The 20641-nt window shown below is 40.6% G+C and carries 17 protein-coding genes; 10 read left to right on the top strand and 7 right to left on the bottom strand.

What is annotated here, in order from left to right; all coding sequences use genetic code 11:
- Positions 1 to 164: 164 nt before the first annotated feature.
- From PAT01_RS10820 to dnaA, 7 genes are all read right to left on the bottom strand, one after another.
- A complete protein-coding gene (locus PAT01_RS10820; RefSeq protein WP_121636762.1) occupies positions 165 to 614 on the bottom strand; it encodes an early set domain-containing protein in 450 nt (149 codons plus the stop codon).
- Positions 615 to 686: 72 nt separating this feature from the next.
- Positions 687 to 2756: a glycine--tRNA ligase subunit beta gene (gene glyS, locus PAT01_RS10825; protein WP_004588054.1), complete on the bottom strand. Its 2070-nt coding sequence runs from the start codon at positions 2754 to 2756 to the stop codon at positions 687 to 689.
- A gap of 2 nt (positions 2757 to 2758) precedes the next feature.
- Positions 2759 to 3661, bottom strand: a complete 903-nt coding sequence (gene glyQ, locus PAT01_RS10830; protein ID WP_004588055.1) for a glycine--tRNA ligase subunit alpha — start codon at positions 3659 to 3661, stop codon at positions 2759 to 2761.
- A 140-nt stretch (positions 3662 to 3801) separates the two neighbouring features.
- Positions 3802 to 6228, bottom strand: a complete 2427-nt coding sequence (gene gyrB, locus PAT01_RS10835) for a DNA topoisomerase (ATP-hydrolyzing) subunit B (protein ID WP_096040911.1) — start codon at positions 6226 to 6228, stop codon at positions 3802 to 3804.
- Positions 6229 to 6240: 12 nt separating this feature from the next.
- Positions 6241 to 7335, bottom strand: coding sequence for a DNA replication/repair protein RecF (gene recF / locus PAT01_RS10840; RefSeq protein WP_154945452.1), 1095 nt, complete (start codon positions 7333 to 7335; stop codon positions 6241 to 6243).
- 14 nt (positions 7336 to 7349) lie between these two features.
- Positions 7350 to 8453, bottom strand: coding sequence for a DNA polymerase III subunit beta (dnaN, locus tag PAT01_RS10845; protein ID WP_004588058.1), 1104 nt, complete (start codon positions 8451 to 8453; stop codon positions 7350 to 7352).
- A 13-nt stretch (positions 8454 to 8466) separates the two neighbouring features.
- Complete coding sequence (gene dnaA / locus PAT01_RS10850; protein WP_004588059.1) at positions 8467 to 9858, bottom strand: chromosomal replication initiator protein DnaA; 1392 nt, start codon at positions 9856 to 9858, stop codon at positions 8467 to 8469.
- Between the two features lie 616 nt (positions 9859 to 10474).
- Here dnaA and rpmH point away from each other — a divergent pair.
- The 10 genes from rpmH (at position 10475) to PAT01_RS10900 (ending at position 20636) form a co-directional block, all read left to right on the top strand.
- On the top strand, positions 10475 to 10609 hold the full coding sequence (gene rpmH / locus PAT01_RS10855; protein ID WP_004335215.1) for a 50S ribosomal protein L34: 135 nt from the start codon (positions 10475 to 10477) through the stop codon (positions 10607 to 10609).
- A 7-nt stretch (positions 10610 to 10616) separates the two neighbouring features.
- The gene (rnpA, locus tag PAT01_RS10860; RefSeq protein WP_029772813.1) at positions 10617 to 11042 is read left to right on the top strand and encodes a ribonuclease P protein component; all 426 of its coding nucleotides are present in this window, start codon (positions 10617 to 10619) and stop codon (positions 11040 to 11042) included.
- 125 nt (positions 11043 to 11167) lie between these two features.
- A complete protein-coding gene (yidD, locus tag PAT01_RS10865) occupies positions 11168 to 11443 on the top strand; it encodes a membrane protein insertion efficiency factor YidD (protein ID WP_004588061.1) in 276 nt (91 codons plus the stop codon).
- A gap of 8 nt (positions 11444 to 11451) precedes the next feature.
- On the top strand, positions 11452 to 13086 hold the full coding sequence (gene yidC, locus PAT01_RS10870) for a membrane protein insertase YidC (protein ID WP_024032130.1): 1635 nt from the start codon (positions 11452 to 11454) through the stop codon (positions 13084 to 13086).
- 135 nt (positions 13087 to 13221) lie between these two features.
- Positions 13222 to 14586 carry a tRNA uridine-5-carboxymethylaminomethyl(34) synthesis GTPase MnmE gene (gene mnmE, locus PAT01_RS10875; RefSeq protein ID WP_004588063.1) on the top strand — a complete coding sequence of 455 codons (1365 nt, stop codon included), beginning with the start codon at positions 13222 to 13224 and terminating at the stop codon, positions 14584 to 14586.
- Positions 14587 to 15487: 901 nt separating this feature from the next.
- On the top strand, positions 15488 to 15937 hold the full coding sequence (gene mioC / locus PAT01_RS10880; RefSeq protein WP_024032128.1) for an FMN-binding protein MioC: 450 nt from the start codon (positions 15488 to 15490) through the stop codon (positions 15935 to 15937).
- A gap of 426 nt (positions 15938 to 16363) precedes the next feature.
- Positions 16364 to 18253, top strand: a complete 1890-nt coding sequence (gene mnmG, locus PAT01_RS10885) for a tRNA uridine-5-carboxymethylaminomethyl(34) synthesis enzyme MnmG (protein WP_138576250.1) — start codon at positions 16364 to 16366, stop codon at positions 18251 to 18253.
- Between the two features lie 15 nt (positions 18254 to 18268).
- Positions 18269 to 18889: a 16S rRNA (guanine(527)-N(7))-methyltransferase RsmG gene (gene rsmG, locus PAT01_RS10890; RefSeq protein WP_004588066.1), complete on the top strand. Its 621-nt coding sequence runs from the start codon at positions 18269 to 18271 to the stop codon at positions 18887 to 18889.
- A 14-nt stretch (positions 18890 to 18903) separates the two neighbouring features.
- Complete coding sequence (locus PAT01_RS10895; protein WP_004588067.1) at positions 18904 to 19689, top strand: ParA family protein; 786 nt, start codon at positions 18904 to 18906, stop codon at positions 19687 to 19689.
- Positions 19690 to 19709: 20 nt separating this feature from the next.
- Positions 19710 to 20636 carry a ParB/RepB/Spo0J family partition protein gene (locus PAT01_RS10900; protein ID WP_004588068.1) on the top strand — a complete coding sequence of 309 codons (927 nt, stop codon included), beginning with the start codon at positions 19710 to 19712 and terminating at the stop codon, positions 20634 to 20636.
- The last annotated feature ends 5 nt before the right edge of the window (positions 20637 to 20641 follow it).

The raw sequence follows: 20641 nt of genomic DNA on the forward strand, positions 1-20641 counted from the left end.
GTTGGGTTGAGTTTTACGAAACCCAACGTATTTGATAACCAGCAGAACAGTTTTATTCGCCGCACATGTTGGGCTTCGTTTCACTCTACCCAAACTACAACGTCCATGTCATAAATCTATAAGCCCACTCGGGCAGCTAAAAGCTGACAGCTCCCAGCTAACAGCTATTTCTTAGTAATCGTCACTTTCGGCTTATCATAGTCACTGTAATCAATACTTACTATGTATGTGCCTTTTATTGCAGGTGAGTAACTAAAGTAATTATAAATAGTATTACAGTCTGCAAGCACGGGTTGGCCGAGCGTTAGTTTTTGTCCTGCTGGTTGGGCATCGCTGTAGCCACAGTTATAGCCTTCACTAAAATCGGCATCGGCTATTTTAAATTCGTACACTTTACCTGGGGTACTAAATTTAACTTCTGCTTGGTAAAGCGCGCCGCCTACTGGCATAAACTGGTACTGAGGCTCTGCATCCCAAAGCGTAAAATCGCCTCTTAGGTAAATTGTTTTATCCAGCTCTTGCTGTGGTAGTACGTCGTTAATAGACACTTGGCTAGTACACGCTGTGAGTAAGCCGGCAATGGCAAGCGTTAAAATTCGTTTCATTGGCATCATTAATGGGTTTCCTTCGTTCTGTTAAAACTAAAAAGCCAGCAATACGCTGGCTTTTTATTGGCTTAAGCGGTGTTATTTTTGTAGTACAGATATATCTGCAATATCTAAAAATAAGCGGCTTAACTGGCTTAATAGTGCGAGGCGATTTTGCTTTACAGCTTCATCGTCGGCCATAACCATGACGTTGTCAAAAAAGTTATCAACACTTTGGCGAATACCCGCCAATTGGCTTAATGCCTCTTGGTAGTTTCCATCGGCGTAAAGTGGTGCAAGCTCAGTTGCAAATTTTGCTACTTGTGATGCTAATACTTTTTCAGCGTCATCGCTTAATAGGCTCTCATCAACATCACCTTCGGTGGTAATGTTATTTTTAGCTAGTATGTTACCTACACGCTTATTCGCTGCTGCAAGCGCTTCTGCGGCGTCTAACGTACGGAAGTGGCTTACTGCTTTAACACGACGGTCAAAGTCAGTAGGTTTAGTAGGACGACGTGCCAGTACTGCTTGAATAACATCTACTTCAATGCCTTCGTCTTGATACCATGCGCGGAAGCGCCCTAGCATAAAGTCAAATACGTCGGTTGATACATTTAGGTTAGTAAGCTTTTCGCCAAACAGTGTTTGTGCTTTTGCTACTAGGTCTAAAATATCAAGCGGTAGCTCTTTTTCTACCATGATACGCAGTGCACCAATGGCAGCACGACGAAGTGCAAATGGGTCTTTGTCACCTTTTGGTGCTTGGCCTATACCAAAAATACCCACCAGCGTATCAAACTTATCTGCAATTGCTACTGCACAGCTGATTAGGTTTGTAGGTAAATTGTCACCCGCAAAACGCGGCATGTATTGCTCGTTTTGTGCAATAGCTACATCTTCTGCTTCGCCATCAAAGCGTGCATAGTGCATACCCATTACACCTTGCACGTCGGTAAATTCCATTACCATTTCGGTCATTAAGTCTGTTTTACTTAATAGGCCAGCACGTTTTGCAAGGTCTTTGTCGGCGCCTAGTTGCTCTGCAATGTAGCCGGCAAGTTCGCTAATACGTACAGATTTATCTTTAAGCGTACCTAATTGCTTTTGGAATAAAACAGTATCAAGTGACTCTAAGCGACTTTCTAGGGTTTTCTTTTTATCTGTTTCAAAGAAGAACTGCGCATCAGCTAAACGTGGGCGCACTACTTTTTCGTTACCAGATATAACCACACTTGGATCTTTACTTTCGATGTTAGATACAAACAAAAACTTATTTAAAAGTTTGCCGTTCTGATCTAATAGCGGGAAGTATTTTTGATCATCCTTCATGGTGTAAATTAGCGCTTCGGCAGGTACATCTAAAAATGCTTCTTCAAATGTTGCCGTTAACGTTACTGGCCACTCTACTAGTGAAGTAACTTCTTCTAATAAGTCTTCATCCATTGCAACAACCGCATTCACTGCGCTTGCCGCTTCTTCTATTTGTGCACGGATTTGCGCTTTACGTTGTTCGTAATCAGCAATAACGTAGGCTGATTTTAATACGTCGAACACGTCATCAGCATGGTTAATGGTGATTTTTTCTGGATGATGAAAACGGTGGCCTTGTAACTGATTAGTTACTTGCTTACCTAAAATTTCGCCTTCAATAAGTTCATCACCAAATAAAATAGTTACGGTATGAACTGGGCGAATAAATTGTGTTTTATTCGCGCCCCAACGCATTGGCTTAGGTATTGGCAGCTTTGCTAACGACTTTGCAATGGCATCGCTCATCAGCGTTTTGGTTTCTTGTCCTGCTACTTTAGCAATATGTAAAAGCCAAGCGCCTTTGTCGGTCTCAAGAGTTTGTGCTTCACTTACGTCAATACCACAACCACGTGCCCAACCCATTGCTGCTTTAGTTGGGTTACCTTCGCTATCGAACGCTGCTTTAGTTGCAGGGCCACGCTTTTCTACTTCTTTATCTTGCTGCTTTGCTTCAAGCGCTTTTACTTGTAAACCTAAACGACGAGGCGATGCATACCAGCTTACGCCTTCATGCCCAAGCTCTAGTGTTTCAAGCTCTGCAGTTAAGTTTGCGGCAAAGGCTTCTGCTAATTTGCGCAGTGCTTTTGGTGGCAGCTCTTCGGTGCCAATTTCTACTAATAAATTTTGTGCTGACATGCTTACTTATCCTTACACAGCGGGAAACCAAGCGCTTCACGTGCATCGTAATAACTTTGTGCACACGCTTTTGATAACGCTCGAACGCGTAAAATATAACGCTGACGTTCGGTTACTGAGATTGCATGGCGCGCATCGAGTAAGTTAAACGCGTGCGATGCTTTCATTACTTGCTCGTAAGCAGGCAGTGGTAAATTTGCTTCAATTAGCTTTTGGCTCTCAGCTTCACACTTATCAAATTGTGCAAATAAGTCATCTACGTTTGCGTGTTCAAAGTTGTAAGTAGATTGTTCTACTTCATTTTGATGGAATACATCGCCGTAAGTTACACGCCCTAATGGACCGTCTGCCCATACTAGGTCGTATATACTGTCTACACCTTGAATGTACATTGCTAAACGCTCTAGGCCGTAAGTAATTTCACCGGTTACAGGAGAGCATTCTAAGCCCCCTACTTGCTGAAAGTAAGTAAACTGCGTTACTTCCATACCGTTTAGCCAAATCTCCCAACCTAAGCCCCAAGCGCCTAGTGTTGGCGATTCCCAGTTATCTTCTACAAAGCGTACTTCGTGCGTTAGGGTATCAATTCCCATTGCTTCTAATGAGCCTAGGTAAAGCTCTTGAATGTTATCTGGTGATGGCTTTAAAACTACCTGAAATTGGTAGTAATGCTGTAAGCGGTTTGGGTTTTCGCCGTAGCGGCCATCGGTAGGACGGCGACACGGTTGTACGTATGCGCTCGACATTGGCTCAGGGCCAATAGATTTTAAGAATGTTTGCGGGTGAAATGTCCCTGCGCCCACTTCCATATCAAGTGGTTGAATAATGACACAGCCTTGCTGCGCCCAATAATCCTGTAAAGCCAGGATCAAACCTTGAAAGGTTTTAACGTCATATTTTTGCATATTTGGCTTTTTACTATCTGAAAGTAGCGTGAAAATTACCCTCAGTATACCTTGTGCACACGCAGGTTTTAAGCAGTTTGTGCGGTTGTTAAAATAAAAAAGGAGCCATTAGGCTCCTTTTAAGATGTAAGTATAATTTTTTACACGTCTAAGTTAACTACGCGAAGTGCGTTGGTTTCTATAAACTCACGACGAGGCTCAACTTGATCGCCCATTAATGTTGCAAACAATTGATCTGCCGCTACAGCATCTTCAATTGTTACTTGTAACATACGACGAGCTGAAGGATCCATTGTGGTTTCCCACAGTTGGCTAGGGTTCATTTCGCCTAATCCTTTATAGCGCTGAATGTAGATCCCGCGCTTAGATTCTGCGATCAACCATTCCAAAGCATCCACAAAGTTATCAACAGGTTTTGTTTTCTCACCACGTTGAACATATGCGCCTTCTTTTAAGATGTTTGCGATCTTCGTGCCTGTCACAGCAATGCGTTGGTAGTCACGTGAGGCAATAAAGTCGTAATGTAATACGTGTGCTTTATCCACACCATGCTGACGAATATTCACAACCGGGAAGTACAAGTTGCGCTCTGCATCATGCTCTGTTCCAGCGTGGAAAATTGTCGCATCTTCATCACGTTCAACTAAGTCGTCAACTAGTTCTTTAGTCCACTCAATTACCTTAGCTTCGTTAGATAAGTCTTCTACTTTTAACTCGCTTTGGTAAATCAAACGTTCCATTACAGTGTTAGGGTATTTACGTTTTAAGCGCTCAATGACTTTAACTGTGTTTTGGTAATCTTGTACTATTTGCTCAAGCGCTTCACCTTCAATTGCACTTGCATCTTCGCTTGTGTAAAGCGCTGCATTATTTAGTGCAAGTGATGTTAGGTACTCTACAAGTGCAGGATCGTCTTTAATATAACGCTCTTGCTTACCTTTTTTCACTTTATAAAGTGGTGGTTGTGCAATATAAATATAACCACGCTCAACAATTTCTGGCATTTGGCGATAGAAGAACGTTAGTAGCAATGTACGAATGTGAGAACCATCCACGTCCGCATCGGTCATGATAATGATGCTGTGGTAACGTAGTTTTTCTGGGTCATATTCATCACGGCCAATACCACAACCTAGGGCTGTTATTAGCGTTGCTACTTCTTGTGAAGAAAGCATCTTATCAAAGCGTGCTTTCTCAACGTTCAAGATTTTACCTTTAAGTGGCAAAATTGCTTGGTTTTTACGATTACGACCCTGCTTGGCTGAACCGCCAGCTGAGTCACCCTCCACTATGTATAGTTCAGATAATGATGGGTCTTTTTCTTGGCAGTCAGCTAATTTACCAGGTAAACCTGCTAAATCCATAGCGCCTTTACGACGAGTCATTTCACGGGCTTTACGCGCCGCTTCACGTGCTCGTGCTGCATCAATAATTTTACCAACAACAATTTTGGCATCCATTGGGTTTTCTAATAAGAAATCAGAAAACTTTTCAGCCATTGCTTGCTCAACCGCAGATTTAACTTCGCTTGATACTAGCTTGTCTTTAGTTTGTGATGAGAACTTAGGATCAGGTACTTTAACACTTACAACCGCTGTTAAGCCTTCACGCGCATCATCGCCCGTTGCATTACTGGTTGTTTTAGCTTTTTTGTTAAAGCCTTCTTTTTCCATGTAGTTATTAAGTGTACGTGTTAGCGCAGATCTAAAGCCGGCTAAGTGAGTACCACCATCACGTTGTGGAATGTTATTAGTAAAACAGTAAATGTTTTCTTGGAAGCCATCGTTCCACTGCATTGAAACTTCAACGCTAATACCATCTTCTTCACGCTCGTGAGTAAAATGGAATACACCTTTATGTACAGGTGTTTTATTGCGGTTTAAGTATTCAACAAACGCTTGAATACCGCCATCATATTTAAAGTGGTCGGTTTTATTTTCTTCGCGTTCATCAGATAAGATGATGCTTACACCAGAGTTCAAAAACGAGAGCTCGCGTAAACGCTTAGCTAAAATATCATAATGAAAATCAAGGTTTGTAAATGTTTCGCCACTTGGCCAAAAACGCAGTTCAGTACCCGTAGTGTCAGCATCGCCAATAACAGTTAATGGAGCGTTAGGTACGCCCATGCTGTAAGTTTGCTCGTGCAATTTGCCTTCACGACGAATAGTAAGGGTTAGTTTTTCTGATAATGCATTTACTACCGATACACCAACACCGTGTAAGCCACCTGATACTTTATACGAGTTATCATCAAACTTACCACCGGCATGAAGTACCGTCATGATAACCTCGGCAGCAGACACACCTTCTTCTTCATGGATAGAAGTTGGGATACCACGACCGTTATCTCTTACAGAGACTGAACCGTCTAAGTGAATCGTTACATAAATATCATCACAATGACCTGCTAAGGCTTCATCGATAGAGTTATCAACGACCTCAAACACCATGTGGTGTAAGCCTGTGCCATCATCGGTGTCCCCTATATACATTCCAGGACGCTTTCTTACAGCGTCTAATCCTTTAAGTACTTTAATACTCGACGAATCATAATTCTCAGACATGGTTAATCCCACTTATCTTGTTATTAGGTTGCCATGTTTCACGTGGAACATTTGTAGTTCTCGTTGCATGGGTTCCACCACAGCAGAAATACTTTCAGACAAAATTGAAGAAATAAAAATTTGAGAACTGCAGTGAGCCAATAATTGTCCCACTTTCTCTTTTGTATCCTCGCCTAACTCTGAAGGTAGATCATCTATTAGCAATATAGATTGCTTATCTGTCTCTGACTCAATTAAACTATTTTGCGTTACTTTTAACGCATAAAGCAATAACTTCAATTGACCGCGTGAAAACGTATTCTCTACGCTGTTGCCAGCGACACTAAAATTAAAATCGGCCTTATGAGGGCCTTTACTTGTAAAACCTTGGCGAGCGTCTCGCTCAAAGTTTTGCTCTAATGCATCACTTAAAGACTCACTGTCTTTCCAACCTGCATTAAAGTTGATTTCTAAATCGCGTATAAGCGTTAATTCTGCACACATTTTATCAAAAAACTGCTGCTTAAACCTACTTATATACGCCATTCTTAATTTATTTATTTGTTCTGCCAGTCTAACAAATTCTTTGTCCCAAAACCTAATTTGGTCAAAATAATTCTTTGGCTTACTTTTTAATAATGCATTGCGTTGTTTAAGCACTTTATTAAACGACTGCCATAAGTAAAAAAACTCATGTTCCACGTGGAACAAACCCAAATCTAAAAACTTCCGTCGCTCTTTTGGGCCACCAAAAAACAATGAATAGCTTTCGGGTGTAATAATTTGCACAGGCATTAACTGTGCAAGTTCAGAGATTTTTCTACTGGTTTTGCCTTGTATTTTTAAATTAGTTTCACCACTTTGGGTTTTACTAATCCCAATAGGAATAGACAAGTCGTGTAGCGCTTTGCGGCCATGTATTACAAACTGATCTTGCTGATGTTGAATAATACTTTTATGTTTAGGTGTTCGAAAAGATTTGCCGTGAGAAAGGTAATAAATAGCCTCTAAAAGGCTGGTTTTTCCGCTGCCGTTTTCACCATAAATTATATTAACGCCGTTGACTGGTTCTAGCGTCAGTGCCTCAATATTACGAAAATACTTGAGGCTCAAGTGACTTAAACTCATTTATAATGGGTATCTTATAATCGCATAGGCATAACCACGTACATTGCTTCTTCATCGCCTGCACCTTCAATAAGTGCACTGCTGTTTGAGTCTGCTAATGTAAATAGTACATCTTCTGTTTTTAATGTATTTAGTACATCTAATACATACGATACATTAAAACCAATTTCTAGCTCATCACCCTCATACATTACTTCTACTATTTCCTCAGCCTCTTCTTGCTCAGGGTTATTAGCCGTAATTTTAAGTAAGCCATTGGCAAGGTTTAAACGCACACCTCTAAATTTTTCGTTAGATAAAATAGACACACGTTGAAACGCATTACGTAACCATTCACGGTTAGCGGTAATTACTTTATCTCCACCACGCGGTAATACGCGGCGGTAATCAGGGAAGCGGCCATCCACTAACTTACTGGTAAAAGTAAATTCCACATCGATAATACGAATATGGTTAGCGCCAAATTGAATTGTAACTAATTCTTCATCGGCAACCATAAGGCGCATAATTTCTTGCACACCTTTGCGCGGTATTATTAATTGGCGCTGCGTATTTAACGATTGGCCTAATTCTTTTTGCGCTATTGCCAAACGGTGGCCATCGGTGGCCACTGTTTTTATGTCGGTATTATCTACTTCAAACGACATGCCATTTAAGTAATAACGAACGTCTTGGTTAGCCATAGAAAAATGCGTGCTTTCAAGTAACTTACGTAACTCTAAACGCGTTAGCTGAAACTCAACCTCGCCATCCCACTGCTCTAAATTAGGAAAGTCTTCCGCGGCAAGTGTAGTAAGTGAAAAGCGGCTTTTACCACTAGTTAAAAGCAGTTGGTGCTCTTGTAAGCTCAATGTAAGCTCAGAACCATCAGGCAGGCTTTTACAAATATCGAGTAATTTTTTAGCAGGTAGCGTTAACTTTGTATCGGCAATATCATCACCAACAAAAACACCTGCAACTAGTTCAATTTCAAGGTCTGTGCCTGTCATTGAAAGTTGCCCGTTTTCTACCACTAACAATACATTAGATAATATAGGTAACGTATGTTTACGTTCAATCGCACCCGATACTTGCACTAATGGCTTTAAAAATTGTTCTCTTGAAATGGTTATTTGCATAATAAAGTCAGCCCTAAGATGACAACGTTCTTATTAAATTTTGATAATCTTCTTTTATTTCGTGGCTTTCATCACGAAGTGATTTAACCTTTCTACACGCATGTAATACCGTGGTGTGGTCACGTCCACCAAATGCGTCACCAATCTCAGGTAAGCTGTGATTAGTTAATTCTTTAGATAATGCCATAGCTACCTGGCGCGGCCTCGCGATAGAGCGGCTGCGGCGCTTAGATAACAGATCTGACACACGTATTCTGTAATACTCAGCCACGGTGCGCTGTATGTTGTCTATAGTGACAAGCTTATCTTGTAGCGCCAATAAATCACGCAGCGCTTCTTTTACAAAGTCGATAGAAATAGGACGCCCGGTAAAATTAGCATTAGCTATTACACGGTTAAGCGCGCCTTCTAATTCACGTACGTTTGAGCGTAATTTTTTAGCGATAAAAAAGGCGACTTCATGCGGTAAATTAATTTTACTCTGCTGCGCTTTTTTCATCAAAATGGCAACGCGCGTTTCAAGCTCTGGCGGCTCTATAGCAATCGTTAAACCCCAACCAAATCGTGATTTAAGCCTGTCTTCTACGCCCTCAATTTCTTTTGGGTAGCGGTCAGAGGTTAAAATAATTTGCTGATTACCTTCTAATAATGCATTAAAGGTATGAAAAAATTCTTCTTGTGAGCGCTCTTTATTAGCAAAAAATTGAATATCATCAATCATTAGCGCATCTACACTACGGTAATAACGTTTAAATTCTTCAATGGCGTTATTTTGTAGTGCTTTTACCATGTCTTGCACAAAACGCTCAGAATGCATGTAAACAATTTTAGCATCGGGCTTGTTAGCCATAATGCCATTACCTACTGCATGTAATAAGTGAGTTTTACCTAAGCCAGTGCCACCGTAAATAAATACCGGGTTAAAGGCAGAGCCAGGGTTATCTGCAACTTGTGTTGCAGCCGCTTTTGCTAGCTGGTTAGATTTACCCTCAACAAAGCTGTCAAAGGTATAGTTATCTTTTATATTAGATTTATAGCCTGATTTAGGCGCTGGCTCTACTGCTGCTTTTTGTTCTACAGGTTGCTGTTTAGCAGGTGCCTGTGAACTAGGTGATGCAGGGGCTTCAACACTTGGCGCCGCCGCTTGAGTATTTAGTAGTGGTTTACTACCTACATCAAAACGCAATTCGGGCGCTTCATCGCCACAAATTTCTACCAGTAACTCATTAATACGGTTTAAATACTTTTCTCTTACCCAATCAAGAACAAAGCGATTAGGTGCGTAAATCGTTAAGGTATCTTCGGTACTTTCTGCTTGTAGTGGTCTTACCCACATACTGAATTGTTGCGAAGGCAACTCATCTTGCAATACATATAAACAACTTTGCCAAACCGACAGATACACAGTTAAACTCCCAGAGGTATAATTTTTATTCCCGCACATCAATAATGATTAAAAATCATGCATTTATTGCGTTCAATTGGCCAGCTACCCGACCCAAGACCGGGTATTATGAAGGCACTTTATCCACAAGTAAAAGATTGATTTTTATAAAATTGTTGATATCAGTGTATAAATATCTTAACAGACTGATTTATAGCGACTTTTATTTTAAAGCCTGATAACAGATCATAACAAAAACACACTGAGATCGCGAACCAATTTTACGATCTAAATGAGTTTTCCCATGCTTTTATTCACTTTTTAAACACCAGCTGTGGAAAACTTCTTAATTATGATGATCCTAGTTGATCACCCTACTTTATTACGATCCACATTCTTTAAGTCACTCTCGGCCATTAATTCGCCTTTTTGCGCAAAAGCAGACCATTTTGCTTTAAAATTAATCCATAAATATCAAGCTAGCGTACAAAAAATGTAATAAACACGGTGTTTACAGCGCAATTATGATTGACTTTAAAGTGCTTAATCTATAATATCTCGCGCTCGCAATGGCACCTGTGCCAGGATCGCGACCTGCATAGGATGTTTTAACTTTAACCGATCGGATGAGATTGTTATGAAAAGAACTTTTCAACCTAGCGTTTTAAAACGCAAACGTGCACACGGCTTCCGTGCTCGCATGGCAACTGTAAATGGCCGTAAAGTATTAGCACGTCGCCGCGCTAAAGGCCGCAAAGTTCTTTCTGCTTAATATATAAGTGGAAGACTTTAGCTTTGGCAGGGAGTTACGTCTGTTAACTCCCTCGCATTACTCTCGCATATTTAATGAACCCGCTCGGGCTGCAACTCCTTTATTTACTCTTTTAGCTAAACCTAATGACCAAGATAAACCTAGGTTAGGACTCACTGTTGCTAAAAAACGTGTAAAAAAGGCATGCCAACGTAACCGTATTAAACGACTCGCTCGCGAAAGTTTTCGTTTAAATCAACACACCATCGATAATATCGATATTGTGCTTATGGTAAAAAGTGGTATTGATGAGCAGTCTAACGAAGAAATAACCAAACAACTTACAAAGCTGTGGCGTAAAATAAATGAACGCTGCAAACCTGGTGCACCTAAACCACCACCTTTTAAAAAACGCCCAAACAAATCAGCTAAATCTAATAAACAAACCCGATAGCAATAGAATTGCAGGGTTAATTAGGGTATCTTTAGCTCACCTTTTAATCATGCGTTTAAAATCTCTAATTGAGCCTTTAAATACATGGTATCTATTCACTAAATATACGCAGGGGTATAAACACCATGAGGTTACTTAAACCACTTGTTGCTATTCCAAAGCGTTGTTTAGTGTTATTTATCCGCGGTTATCAAATGTGGATAAGCCCACTACTAGGCCCGCATTGTCGTTTTAATCCAAGCTGCTCTCATTACGCTATTCAAGCAATTAATTTGCATGGATTTGTAAAAGGGAGTTGGTTAGCACTTAAACGCATATTAAAATGCCATCCTTTACATTCAGGCGGAGAAGACCCCGTTCCTGAAAAATTAACCCGTATTAACCACCAACACGAGAAATAAGAGCTGTTATGGAATCGCAACGCACGTTTTTATTAATCGGTTTAATGTTAGTGTCGTTTTTATTATTTCAAGAATGGAATAATGACTACAACACACCTAAAGCCGATCCTAGTGCCACTACACAAACACTAAACACAACGTCACCAGAGTCAGATGATTATATACCGTCATCGTCAGATTCAGGTTTACCTGCTTCGGCTACCGCTGCTAAGCGTTCAGTTATTGACATTACGACTGACGTTTTCAAAGTAAAAATAGACACCAAAGGCGGTGACATTGTTGAAGCAGACTTACTCCAATACGAAGAAGTAAAAGGTGAAGAAACACCATTTATGCTTCTAGGCGAGTTTGATGGCAATCAATACTTCTCACAAAGTGGTTTAATTGGTTTAAATGGCCCAGACGCATCAGCGAATGGTCGCCCTACTTACCAAGCAACGCAAAAAGCCTACACGCTAAGCGGTGATGAGCTACGTGTACCACTTACCTATGTTGATAGTAATGGCGTTAGCTTCACTAAAACATACGTATTTAAAAAAGGTCAATACGATGTAGGCCTAGAGTACACAGTAAATAATGCTACAAGTGCGCCAGTGCAAGTACAGCTATACACGCAAATTAAGCGTACCGTACAAGAAAAAGGCAGCTTAGTAGATCAAAACTATCTAGGTGCAGCTTACGGTACTGATGAAGAGTCGTACGAAAAATACAGCTTTTCAGATATGGCTGACAAAAACCTAAATAAAAACACCCAAGGCGGTTACGTTGCATTTATTCAGCATTACTTTGTAAGTGCATGGGTACCTAAGCAAGACGAAACACACACGCTTTACAGCTTAATTACTAAAAGTAATGCCGCTATTATTGGTACAAAAGCAGCGCCTATAAATGTACAAGCCGGCAGCGAGCAAACTCTTAATGCGACTTACTACATGGGTCCTAAAGAGTCAGATATTCTTGAAGCGATTCACCCAGATTTAGACTTAACTGTAGATTACGGTTGGTTATGGTTTATTTCGCAGCCTTTATTTGTACTTCTTAAATGGTTACACAGTATTTTAGGTAACTGGGGTGTCGCTATTATTGCCATCACTATTATCGTTAAATCGTTAATGTACCCACTGACTAAAGCGCAATACACGTCAATGGCTAAAATGCGTGCCCTTCAGCCTAAAATGGCTGCCCTAAAAGAAAAATATGGTGATGACCGTCAAAAGTTCGGCCAAGCTACTATGGAAATGTACAAAAAAGAAAAAGTTAACCCTATGGGTGGCTGTTTCCCTATTTTGCTACAAATGCCAATTTTCTTAGCGCTATTTTACGTATTCTTAGAATCGACAGAGCTGCGCCATGCAGAGTTCATTCTTTGGCTAACAGACCTTTCTACAAAAGACCCGTACTACGTATTACCAATATTATTTGGTGCAAGTATGTTTGTGACGCAAAAACTACAACCAATGACGGTTACCGATCCAATGCAGCAAAAAATGATGACCTTTATGCCAGTTATCTTCTCTGTATTCTTCTTATGGTTCCCATCTGGTTTAGTACTTTACTGGTTAGTGTCTAACCTTATTTCTATTGTCCAGATGCTTATCATCTACCGTGGCATGGAAAAGCAAGGTATAAAAGTAAGAGGCTAGCTTAACGGCTACTCATATAAAGGCGACTTAGGTCGCCTTTTTTATTGCCTATTTTTTACCACAGCTATTCGCTACCAATAAATGCATAGGTTACAATAGCGCCATTAAAGTTACTCTCGTTGGCAAATAAATAGCATGATCAATCAAGACACAATTGCAGCACAAGCGACCGCCCCTGGGCGTGGTGGCGTAGGTATAATTCGGGTTTCTGGCAGCCTTGCTAAAAGCGTGGCCGAAAAAATAATAGGTAAAGTACCTAAGCTTCGCTATGCCGACTACGTTCCTTTTAAAAGTTTAAGCGGCGAGCAACTCGACCAAGGCATCGCTATTTATTTTGCAGGGCCAAATTCATTTACCGGCGAAGACGTACTTGAACTGCAAGGGCACGGCGGCCCTGTTGTACTCGACATGCTATTAAAAGAAATTAGCCAAATAGAAGGCGTTCGCTTAGCTAAGCCTGGTGAGTTTTCTGAGCGCGCTTTTATGAACGACAAGCTTGATTTAACCCAAGCAGAGGCTATCAGCGATTTAATTAATGCAACCTCAGAGCAAGCTGCTAAAAGCGCCCTACAGTCGCTACAAGGTGAGTTTTCTAAACACATTGAAACCCTAGTAGAAAAAGTTATTCATTTACGTATGTATGTAGAGGCAGCCATTGACTTCCCTGATGAGGAAATTGATTTTTTATCCGATGGCAAAGTATCGGGCGATTTAGATGCCATTATCAGTCAATTACACACAGTAACGAGCCAAGCTAAGCAAGGCAGTATTATGCGCGAAGGTATGCGCGTTGTTATCGCAGGGCGCCCTAATGCGGGTAAATCAAGCCTACTTAATGCCCTAGCAGGACGCGAAGCCGCTATAGTAACCGAAATAGCCGGTACTACTCGCGACGTACTACGTGAGCACATTCATATTGATGGCATGCCACTGCATATTATCGATACCGCAGGCCTACGTGAAAGCCCTGACCGCGTTGAACAAATAGGTATAGAGCGCGCGTGGGATGAAATAAACCAAGCTGATCGCGTGTTGTTTATGCTTGATGGCACCGACACCACCGATACCGACCCACACGCAATTTGGCCTGAGTTTATGGCAAAATTACCGCAAGGTATGGGTGTTACCGTTATCAGAAATAAAGCCGATTTATCAGGCGACGCAGTAGGTATGGATGAAAACCAACAATACCCAGTAATTAGTTTAAGCGCTAAAAATGCGCAAGGTATTGAGCTTGTGCGCGACCACTTAAAAGCCTGTATTGGCTTTCAGGGCGCAACAGAAGGTGGATTTATGGCGCGTCGCCGCCATTTAGATGCACTTGAACATGCCGCCTATCACTTAGATACTGGTAAAACGCAGTTAGAAATGCACGTCGCCGGCGAAATATTAGCCGAAGAGCTACGCCTAACGCAGCAGTACTTAAACGAAATAACCGGTGAATTTACCTCAGACGACCTACTAGGCAAAATATTTAGCTCGTTCTGTATTGGTAAATAACTCGCTAAAGCAGCATAAAATGACACTCACTTTAGGGCACATTAGTGCCCTTTTTTATGCCCGGTATAAAAATTTAAAAAGCTAAATGGGGTTAAAATTAAATAAAAACGCGCCTGATTTTATCGTATACAACTCCCCTGTTTAATCTCTCACAGTATAAGAACACACCACGTTAAGCGCGTAATTGGCGCTCTACATAGCTTAAAAAAGTACCAATATACCGCTAAAAAGTATCCTTAAGTAGATCGTTTTAACTACAGTTTGTGAATTTATAAGCAAAAGTAACCGGTACTATCAAAGCCAACGCCCTCGTTTTTAATCGATCCACCAGCAAAACTCCTCGCTGAACTTGAAAAATAATAAGACTAATTAAAAAAGGTTATTCACAATCGCCTACTTTATGGCTAATAAAACAAAAATAGCGGCACATTTATAAGCTTAAACCGTCACGATCTATAAAAAAGCGTGGTTTATTACACTTATTTTCACTTTTTTAGGGCAGATCAGCTTAATCGGATCGTTTTTAAAAATTATTTTTGATCGCCTTTTTAAGTTATCAACAAGATTACTATCCACATTATGATCAACAACAGCTTAGCTATATAAAAACGTGGGCTGGTGGCCTCACTTATAATAAAAAATCAATGACTTAGCTATATTTAGATCTACAAAACATACTAGTTAAGCAGAGCTTTCCCCAACCTTATCAACAACTTGATCAGAAGATTACATTTAAATAGTTTTTGTTAATTCATTTATATTCAATAACTTATATAAGTAATTACAACAAAGAGTAAAAACAACTCAAAAATAGTTATACAAAATTACAAAGGTTTCCTTTACTGCAAGCCTAACTCAGTTATCATAGCGGGCAAATAAGTAAAGTGTGATCAGTTTAAATATGAGTTCTGTAAATATAATCGTTGGTAGTCAAATGGGATCTGCAGAATATGTAGCAGAGCAACTATGTGATGAGTTAAATAACCAAGGTATAAGTGCTGAACTACATGATCAACCTAATTTATCTGATATTGATCAACACAATACAATCTGGCTTATATGCACATCGACCTATGGCGCGGGCGATTACCCCGACAACCTTTTACCATTTATTGAGCAGCTAAATCAGCAAAGTGACTTATCTGCAATTAAATATTCAGTCATTGGCTTAGGCGATACCAGCTACGACACCTATAACCTTGCTGGGCGTAATATAAATAGTTTAATGGCAAGCCTTGGCGCAACATGCATAGCGCCAAGGCTTGAATTAAATATTCTTGATGAGGCATTACCCGAAGATACCGCCCTAGAGTGGCTAGACTCGTGGATAGAGAAAACACAATTAAAGTAATGTGATCGATTAAAATGCATAAACAAAGTTACCCACAATTTACTAATAATTTAATAGCTTTTGTGGATAACCGCTGATCAAACTGCGTTTTTAAGCATGCTTATCCATGGGATAAGATCCAATCGATATTGGGCTGTGTATAAACCCCCTTTTTGATCAGAGCTTATTTGCCTGATGATCCGATCATATTAACACCTTTAGATCTGATCTAATTTTATGTTTTAAATGAATAAATAGAGCTTATCAACAGAAAACCCGATCACTAGTAGTAATAGTATTAAAAGATCTCTTTAAAAGATCCTTTATATTATAAGTGATCAGTGACTTAGATCTTGCCCACTGTTTAATCATTTATCTTCTGCTAATTTCTAGGTAGAATACGCTCCCTTTTGAAGTTTACTGGTTTGATTAAGTAGGATCCCATTAATGATTTTTCACGAAAAGTTTGACGTTATCGTAGTAGGTGGTGGACATGCAGGCACTGAAGCCTCATTGGCTGCTGCACGTATGGGGATGAATACCCTGCTGCTAACTCATAATATGGATACACTTGGTCAAATGTCTTGCAACCCTGCAATTGGTGGCATAGGCAAAGGCCATTTGGTTAAAGAAATTGATGCGCTAGGCGGTGCTATGGCACAAGCTATTGATCAAGGCGGTATTCAATTTCGTACCTTAAATTCTTCAAAAGGACCTGCTGTTCGTGCAACTCGAGCACAAGCTGATCGCGCTTTGTACAAAGCTGCAATTCAAAACACATTACAAAACCAAGAAAACCTAAAAATATTTCAACAATCGTGTGACGATCTTATCGTTGAAAACGACAAAGTTGTTGGCGTAGTAACCCAAATGGGATTACGTTTTAGCGCACCTAGTGTTGTATTAACCGTAGGTACTTTCTTAGGTGGCCAAATACATATTGGTTTAGAGAATTTTAAAGGTGGTCGTGCAGGCGATCCCCCTTCAATTGCACTTGCTGATCGTTTACGTGAGTTACCTTTTAGAGTAGACCGTTTAAAAACAGGTACTCCACCACGTATTGATGCCCGTACAGTTGATTTTAGCAAGATGCAAGAACAGCCAGGTGATGCGCCTACACCGGTATTTTCGTTTATTGGTAAACAAAGCGATCACCCACAGCAAATACCGTGCTATATCACCTACACAAACGAAAAAACCCATGAGGTTATTCGTAACAATTTACATCGCTCGCCTATGTACTCTGGCGTAATTGAAGGTATAGGACCACGTTACTGCCCTTCAATAGAAGATAAAATTGTGCGCTTTGCTGATAAAGACAAGCACCAAATATTTGTAGAGCCTGAAGGTTTAACATCGTACGAGCTTTACCCAAACGGTATTTCAACCAGCTTACCTTTTGATGTGCAGTTACAAATTGTGCAATCGATAGATGGTTTTGAAAACGCACATATTTGTCGCCCTGGTTATGCTATTGAATATGATTTCTTTGACCCACGTGATTTAAAACAGTCATTAGAAACCAAATTTATAGACGGATTATTTTTTGCAGGCCAAATAAATGGTACTACTGGTTACGAAGAAGCCGGTGCACAAGGTTTAATAGCCGGTATGAACGCCGCTTTACAAGTACAAGGCAAAGATGCATGGACTCCACGTCGTGATGAAGCATATGTGGGCGTACTGATAGACGACTTAGCAACGCTTGGTACAAAAGAACCGTACCGTATGTTTACTAGCCGTGCGGAATACCGTTTATTATTGCGTGAAGATAACGCTGATATTCGCTTAACAGAAAAAGGCCGTGAACTTGGTTTAGTTAACGATGAGCGCTGGCAGGCATTTAACGAAAAAATGGAAGTGATCGAAAAAGAGAAACAGCGTATTAAAGAAACCTGGATCCATAAAGATCATGCTGTGGTTGATCAAGTAAACGCCTTATTAAAAACACCGCTTACTCGTGAAGCAAGTTTAGAGGATCTACTTCGTCGTCCAGAAATTCGTTACGACGATTTAATGGCTATTGATGGGCTAGGATCTGAGTTTACAAACCAAGCTGCACTTGAACAAGTTGAGATCCATACTAAATACGCAGGCTACATTGCGCGCCAGCAAGATGAGATCAATAAACAGCTTCGTCATGAAGAAACCATTTTGCCTAAAGAGTTCGATTACTCAACGGTATCGGGTTTATCAAACGAGGTAGTTGCTAAGTTAACGGATGCGCGTCCAGACACTATTGGCCAAGCTTCTCGTATTTCTGGTATCACCCCAGCGGCGATTTCGCTATTATTAGTGTATCTGAAGAAGCAAGGCTTATTACGCAAAACTGCGTAATGGTAAAGGTAAACTGTGTTACAGCAACAATTAACAACATTGTTAGCGCAAACTGATATTGCGCTAACCGAAAAACAACAACAGCAATTAGTTAAATACGTTGAGTTACTAAACAAATGGAACAAAGCGTATAATTTAACGTCTGTACGCTTACCAGAAGAAATGATGATTAAGCACATTATGGATAGCTTAGTTGTTGCACCTCATTTACCCGGTCATCATTATATTGATGTAGGCACAGGTCCTGGCTTACCAGGTATTGTATTAGCTATTGCACTACCTGATACGCAATTTGTATTGCTTGATAGCTTAGGCAAACGCGTTCGCTTTTTAATGCAAGTTAAACACGAGCTCGGGCTAAATAATGTCACCCCTGTGCAGTCAAGAGTTGAAGAATATCAACCAAGTGTTAAATTAGATGGCGTACTAAGTCGTGCGTTTGCTTCATTGCAAGATATGGTTGATTGGTGTTCACACTTAATTGATCACTCAGGCAAATTTATAGCGCTTAAAGGTGTGTTTCCTAGTGAAGAGCTAGAGTCGCTTCCTGAGGGTGTAAAATTTGAAGATAAAATCTCGCTAGTAGTGCCTGAACTTGATGCACAACGACATTTAATTATTCTTTCTAAAGACTAGGGATCAGAGACATAGTGGCAAAAGTCATCGCATTAGCAAATCAAAAAGGCGGCGTTGGTAAAACAACAACGGCTGTTAATCTCGCTGCATCTATGGCTGCAACGAAGCGTAAAGTGCTGTTAATAGATCTCGACCCCCAAGGCAACGCTACGATGGGTAGCGGTGTAGACAAATATGGCGATGTCGCCACCATTTACGATTTACTCATTGAAGAAAAACCAATGGATGAGGTGATAATCACTGAAACCTCGGGTGAGTATCATATGATAGCGGCCAACGGCGATGTAACCGCAGCCGAAGTAAAATTAATGGAATTGTTTGCACGCGAAGTACGCCTTCGTAATGCGCTTGAAAAAATACAAGATAAATACGAATTTATTTTTATCGACTGCCCGCCTTCACTAAATATGTTAACAGTAAACGCCATGGCTGCTGCTGATTCTATTTTAGTACCTATGCAATGTGAATATTATGCGCTTGAAGGGTTAACCGCATTAATGGACACTATTACGCAACTTGCAAAGTTAGTTAACCCTAACTTACAAATTGAAGGCATTCTTCGTACTATGTACGATCCGCGCAATCGATTAGCAAATGATGTATCAGAACAATTAAAACAACATTTTGGCGATAAAGTATACCGCACCGTGATCCCACGTAATGTGCGTCTTGCCGAGGCACCTAGTTTTGGTGCACCAGCAATGTACTACGACCGCGCATCAAGTGGCGCTAAAGCCTACTTAGCACTTGCGGGCGAAATGCTACGCAGAAAAGAAAAAACAGCGCCGGTAGTCGCCTAACTTTAAGGTAAAAAAATAACATGTCTGCTAAAAAACGAGGTTTAGGCCGAGGACTCGATGCCCTTTTAAGTTCATCAAAACCAGCGCCGAGCTCAAGCAAGGAACAAGACACAGTAAATGTGACTGAAGCTGTACAAACTGCAGCACAGCCCGTTGCGAATGAATTGCAAAAGCTGCCTATTGAGTTTTTACACTCAGGAAAATACCAGCCTCGTAAAGATATGTCTGAAGAAGCGCTTGAGGAGTTAGCAAGCTCTATCCGCTCTCAAGGCATTATTCAGCCAATTGTGGTGCGCCCTGTTGCAGAAAATAGCTTTGAAATAATTGCCGGTGAGCGCCGTTGGCGTGCTGCACAAATAGCAAAGCTTGAAAGCGTACCTTGTATTGTAAAAGATGTGCCAGATGAAGCCGCCGTTGCTATTGCTCTGATTGAAAATATTCAGCGTGAAGACTTAAACGCTATGGAAGAAGCGATTGCTTTAAACAGATTATTGAATGAATTTGAATTAACGCACCAGCAAGTTGCCGATGCGGTGGGTAAATCGCGCACTACCGTGACCAATTTACTACGATTAAACAATTTAAATAGTGATGTTAAAATTCTGTTAGAGCATGGCGACATAGAAATGGGCCACGCACGCTGTTTATTAGCACTTGAAGGTGAAGCACAATCTGACGCTGCAAGATTAGCCGTAGCTAAAGCGCTAACTGTTCGCGAAACCGAAAAGTTAGTACGCTCAATTTTAGAGCCGGTTGCTGCTAAAGAAGCACCAGAAAAAGACCCAGATGTTAAGCGTTTAGAGCAAAAATTAGCCGACAACTTAGGGGCTAAAGTAGAAATAAATTATAACGCGAAAGGCAAAGGTAAGTTGGTTATTTCTTACACCAATTTAGATGAGCTTGATGGCATTTTAAATCGTATAAATCACAGCAATACCGACCATTAAAATTT

The organism is Pseudoalteromonas atlantica (assembly GCA_007988745.1).
Lineage (GTDB): Bacteria > Pseudomonadota > Gammaproteobacteria > Enterobacterales > Alteromonadaceae > Pseudoalteromonas > Pseudoalteromonas atlantica.